Source organism: Actinocrinis sp., from assembly GCF_035650855.1.
Lineage (GTDB): Bacteria > Actinomycetota > Actinomycetes > Streptomycetales > Catenulisporaceae > Actinocrinis.
The window spans coordinates 1-5,346 of record NZ_DASRGV010000067.1 but is presented as its reverse complement, the minus strand read 5'-3'; the positions used below and the strand labels follow the sequence as shown (position 1 = coordinate 5,346).

3 protein-coding genes and 1 pseudogene are annotated in these 5,346 nt (G+C 72.0%); all 4 read left to right on the top strand.

All coding sequences use genetic code 11. From position 1 onward, the window contains the following. Nucleotides 1-2,007 (top strand): GtrA family protein (locus VFB40_RS05500; RefSeq protein ID WP_324848192.1); only part of this gene is annotated, 2,007 nt, incomplete at its 5' end. Further along, nucleotides 2,004-3,719, top strand: coding sequence for an ArnT family glycosyltransferase (locus VFB40_RS05495; protein WP_324848191.1), 1,716 nt, complete (start codon nt 2,004-2,006; stop codon nt 3,717-3,719). The genes VFB40_RS05500 and VFB40_RS05495, both read left to right, overlap by 4 nt. Then, nucleotides 3,716-5,158 (top strand): alkaline phosphatase family protein, encoded by a 1,443-nt coding sequence (locus VFB40_RS05490; protein ID WP_324848190.1) that lies wholly within the window; start codon nt 3,716-3,718, stop codon nt 5,156-5,158. The genes VFB40_RS05495 and VFB40_RS05490 overlap by 4 nt, the downstream gene beginning before the upstream one ends. Continuing rightward, nucleotides 5,155-5,346: pseudogene (locus tag VFB40_RS05485) on the top strand (serine/threonine-protein kinase); the annotation flags it as partial. The gene VFB40_RS05490 and the pseudogene VFB40_RS05485, both read left to right, overlap by 4 nt.

Here is a 5,346-nt window from a genome sequence, read left to right as displayed (position 1 = left end):
AAGACGGTGTTCCCGCGCCGGCTGGCCATGGTCACCGACCCGCTCTCCGGCCTGTTCGCCTTCCGCCGCGCGGCGGTGGATCTGGATCGGCTCAATCCGCTCGGCTTCAAGATCCTGCTTGAGATCCTGGTCCGGCACCCCGGCGCTCGCGTGGCGGAGGCCTCATACCGCTTCGAGCCCAGGTACGCGGGGCAGACGAAGGCGTCGCTGCGGCAAGGCCTGGCCTTCGCGCGCCACCTGGCGCGGTTGCGCAAGGCCCGGCTGGCCGGACAGCTGCGCCAGCGCCCCTCGGGCCGGCGCGCCACCTGGCTCGCCCTGGCGCGCATGGCCGGATTCGGCGCGGTCGGCGCGAGCGGCATCGTGGTGAACACCGCCGCGCTCTGGTTCTGCTTCCACACGCTGGGAATTCACCACCTGCTCGCCGCCGCGCTCGCCACGCAGTGCTCGACGACGTGGAACTTCCTGCTCATCGACGCGCTGGTGTACCGCGGGCGCGGGCAGGGCACCTTCGGGGGCCGCGCCGTGCGCTTCTACCTGATGAACAACCTGCTGCTGCTCGGGCGCCTTCCGGTGCTCCAGCTGCTCATCGTCTGGGGCATGGGACTGCTCACGGCCAACGCCGTGACGCTGGTCGCCCTGTTCCTGCTCCGGTTCCTCATCAGCGACCGGGTGATCTACGGCAGCGGCGTGGAGAAGACCCGCGACCCGGTGCACCTGCTGGTGGACCTGGCGGCGCCGCGCGAGCCGGCCGAGGCCGCCGAGCCGGTCGCGTCCGACGATCACGTGCACGCCGTCCGCAAGCACTCGCGTTACCTGGCCTACCGCTACGACGTGGCAGGCCTGGTGCGCATCGGCTCGCAGATCCTGCTGCCGGAGCTGGAGTTCTTCCGGGCGCAGTGGACCGGCGAGCACGACCTCGACATCACGGTGCGGGTCGGGCACATCGGCGGGCGTTCGCCGCGCCGGCGCGCGGAGATGACCGAGCGACCGGGTCCGACGGTGATCAACTACGAGGAGCACCTGGGCCGGGCCGGGGCCAATTTCCGCATCGACCTCGGCGATCCGATCGCCATCGAGGTCGGGCCGCTGCTGGCCCGCTCGCCGCACGTGGTCTACACGAACATCCTCGAGGCGCTGCTGCGGTTCGTCATGGTCTCGCGCGGGCGCATGCTGCTGCACTCGGCCTGCGTCGAGATCGACGGCGTCGGCGTGATGCTCTCCGCGCTCACCGACACGGGCAAGACCGGGACCGTGCTGCGGCTGCTGCGCGAGCACGGCGGCCGGTTCCTGTCCGACGACATGACCGTGATCGACCCGGACGGCACCGCGCACTGCTTCCCGAAGCCGCTGACCATCAGCTCGCACACGCTGCGCGCGGTCAACGCCGACGACCTGACCCGCAAGGAGTGGCGGCACCTGCAGCTGCAGAGCCGGCTGCACTCGAAGTCGGGCCGTTCCTTCGCGGTCGCGCTCAGCCGGTTCAACCTGCCGATCATGGGCATCAATGCACTGACTCAGCGGATGGTGCCGCCGCCGAAGTACACCGCGGACCGGCTGGTGCGCTGCACCTTCGCGCCGACGGCCGACGTGCGCGAGCTGTTCGTGATCGAACGCGGCGCGCCCAAGCTCGTCGACCTCGACCGCGAACACGCGCTTGAGCAGATGCTCACCAACACCGACGACGCCTACGGCTTCCCGCCGTTCCGGTACCTCGCGCCGACCATCACCATCGGCGGTCACGGCTACCAGGAGCTGCGGGCCATGGAGCGCGAGATCCTCGCCTCCTTCCTCAGCAACGTGCGCACCCGGGTGCTGGCCTCCGACACGTTCGGATGGGCCGACCAGATTCCGGCGCTGATTCACGACGCAGAGGTCGGCGACGGTTCCGTGCCGGTGCCGCAACTGGCCGCGGTCGCCGCCGGCGACGGCGAACCGCAGCGTCAGCGCGCGCAGGCCTGGCCGCGCTGGGTGGTGGCGGAACCGGGCTCAAGCCGGAGCGCGGCGTGAACTGGCGCGGCGCCGCCTTCTCCGCGGGTCTCGGGGCACGGGAGATCCGCGAGCTCGACCTGCCCCGTCCGTCGCTGGCGCCGCCGATCGCGACGGCACCGGAGGGCGGCCACGAGCACCCGGACGGTTCATCCCCCCGGCCGTCCGGGCCCGGGCCGGAGCACGCGCAGCCACGTCCGCGCCACCGCCTCGGCGCGCGACGGCTCGGTCTGCGCGCGCTCCCGCTCTGCCTCGTGCTGGCGGTCGCCGCGCTGCTTCGTTTCGACGCGCTCGCCGCGGTCGGCCTCAACAGCGACGAGGCCGTCTACACCGGCAGCTCAGAAGCGCTGGCTGGAAACCACGCGCTCACCGGGATGTTCCCGATCTTCCGGGCGCATCCGATCCTGGTGCAACTCCTCGTCGGAGAGGCGCTGCGGATCAGCGACACGGACTGGGCCGCGCGTGCGGTCGCGGCCGGGTTCGGAGTCGCCGCGGTCGCGCTGACCTACCTGCTCGGCGCCCGACTGTACGGCGCAGCGGCGGGTCTCGCGGCCGCGGCGATCCTCGCGGTCATGCCGTATCACGTCATGGTGAGCCGGCAGGTGCTGCTCGACGGCCCGATGACCACGTTCGCAGTGGTCGGCCTGTACTGCGTGGTCCGCGCGGCCGAATCCGACCCGAGGCGCTGGATCGCCGCCGCCGGGGCGATGCTCGGAATGGCCGCGCTGGCCAAGGAGACCGCGGTGGTGCTGCTCGTCGGCGTCTACGCGTTCGGGGCGATGGGCGCGGCGGGCCGGCTTCGGCTGCGCCACCACGCGCTCGGCCTCGGCGTGTTCGTCGTGGTCTTCGCGACGTATCCGATCGCGCTGCGGCTGGCCTCGGCTTCCGGCACCGGCCAGAACTTCCTGCTGTGGCAGCTGCTGCGGCGCGCCAACCATCCGCTGTGGTTCTACTTCACCGACCTGCCCCGGGTGATCGGGCCCGCGGTGCTCCTCATCGCCGCGGCCGGCCTGGTGTGGTTGTGGCCGCAACGCAGCTGGCGGGAGCGGTTGCTGGTCACCTGGGTCGCCGTCCCGCTGGCCTTCTTCACCATCTGGCCGGTCAAGGGCTTCCAGTACCTGCTGCCGGCCACCCCGGCGCTCGCCGTGCTGGCCGGGCGGCCGATCGGGGCGCTGTGGACCAAAGCGCTGAAGGCTCGCGGCGGCCTGCGCTCCCGCACCGGCCTCGCGTTCACGTCCGGTGCCGTCGTCTGCGGGATCGCCGCAACCGTCAGCCTGGCGGTGCCGACCTGGCAGCGGATCACGCCCTCCGGTTCCACCGCGTTCCTGGCCGGCACCGGCGGCCTGCCGGGAGGACGGGCGACGGGGCAGTGGATCGGCGCCAACACCCCGATCGGCGCGCGGCTGCTGGCGGCCGGGCCCTCGATCGCGAACGTGCTCGAGTTCTACGGGCACCACCAGGTGGGCGCGCTGTCCGTGTCGACCGACCCGCGAAACCGCAATCCCGTCTACCAGCCGGTGGCCAACCCGGACCGCGCCGTGCGCAGCGGCGAGTACCAATACCTGGTGTGGGACTCGTTCACCGCGGGGCGCAGCCCCTACTACGCGGGCGAGATCAAGAAGCTGATCGACAAGTATCACGGTGTCGCCGTGTACACCGCGACCGTGCCGGTCAGCGGCAAGAGCGGACCGGGCGCCGCACCGGTCATCATCGTGTACGAGGTGCATCCATGATGCGTCGCAGAAGCCTCATTCCGCTGCTGGCCGCGGCGATCGCGCTCGCGGGGACCGGCGCGTCTCCCGCCGTGGCCCATGCCGCCGGCGCCGTTCCGAGCGCCGGGTCCACGACCACGCCGATCAAGCACTTCGTCTACTTGATGCAGGGCGGCCGGACCTTCGACAACTACTTCGGCACCTACCGCGGCGCGGACGGACTGCCCGCCGGGACCTGCCAGAGTCTGGGCACGAGCGGACCGACCGCGTCGTGCGTGAAACCCTTCTCGCTGCACGGCAAGGCGGTTCCCGTTCTGGCCGCCGGCCGCCAGCTGATCGCCACTCAGCTCGACGGCGGCAAGATGGACGCCTTCGTCTCAGCGTACGAACAACAGAACCGCGACGGCACCAGCGCGGTCGGCTACTACGACCGCGCCGACCTGCCGACCTCCTGGGCGGCGGCCGACCAGTACGTGCTGTTCGACCACTTCTTCTCCGACGCCGCCTTCGGCTCGGTCACCAACCGCTCCTACTGGATCTCCGGCGCGGGCGCGCCGAGCCCGGGGGAGCGGATCCCGGCGGCCGGTTTCGGCAATCAGCCCACCATCTTCGACCTGCTGCAGGCCGCCGGGGTGAGCTGGAAGTTCTACGTGCAGGACTACAACCCCGCGCACACCTTCCGCACCGTCGTCGACGGCCGCACCGACGACCAAGCCACCCGCGTGCCCGTGCTCGACTACGCCCGCTTCGTCGACGATCCGGCGCTGCGCGGGCACATCGTCGACCTGAGCGAGTACTACCGCGACCTGGAGCGCGGCACCCTGCCGGCGGTCGCGTACGTGGCGACCTCCGGAGCTGACGAACGCTCCGCCCGCTCGATCCCGACCGCGCAACGGCTGCTGCAGACCATGCTCAACCAGCTGATGGTCAGCCGGTACTGGCCCTCCACGGCCTTCCTCTGGTCGTACGAGCAATCCGGAGGCTGGTACGACCACGTTCCTCCGCCGAGCACGCCGACCGGCACGCTGGGCCTCCGGGTGCCCGCCGTCCTGGTCAGCGCCTACGCCCCGGTCGGCCGGATCGACCACACGCAGCTGGATCCGACCAGCGCGCTGCGGTTCATCGAGACCAACTGGCGCCTGCAACCGCTCGCCGCGCGCGACGCGTCCGCGGCGGACCTCGGCGCCGTCCTCGACTTCTCCGCGGGTCCGCGCAAGGCCGCGCTGCTGCCCGGCGTGCTCAGCCCGACGGTGAATCAGGCGAAAGCCCCGGCCGCGCAGCCGAAGACGGGCGCGGCGCGCATGGCCTACCTCGTCGCCGCGCTGCTCGCCGCGTTGGCCCTCATCGCCGCGGCGGCCTCGGGCATCAGGCGCCGCCACGCCGCCGCCGGCGCTCCGGAACCGGAACCCGAGCCGGTGCCGGTATCCGTATCGCAGAGCACTGAGGGGGCTGAATCATGACGCCCCGCAGCATTGTTCGCCGCAGGCGGCGGGCCGTCGCCGCGATCGTGCCCAGCGTCGCCGCGTTGGTCGGCGGGCTGCTGGTGCTGCTGCCCGCGCCGGCGACCGCGTCCGGCGGCGGCATCGTCATCTCGCTGGACACCGGCAGCCCGGCGCCGACCGTCACCGACACCTCGTCGCCGGGCCCG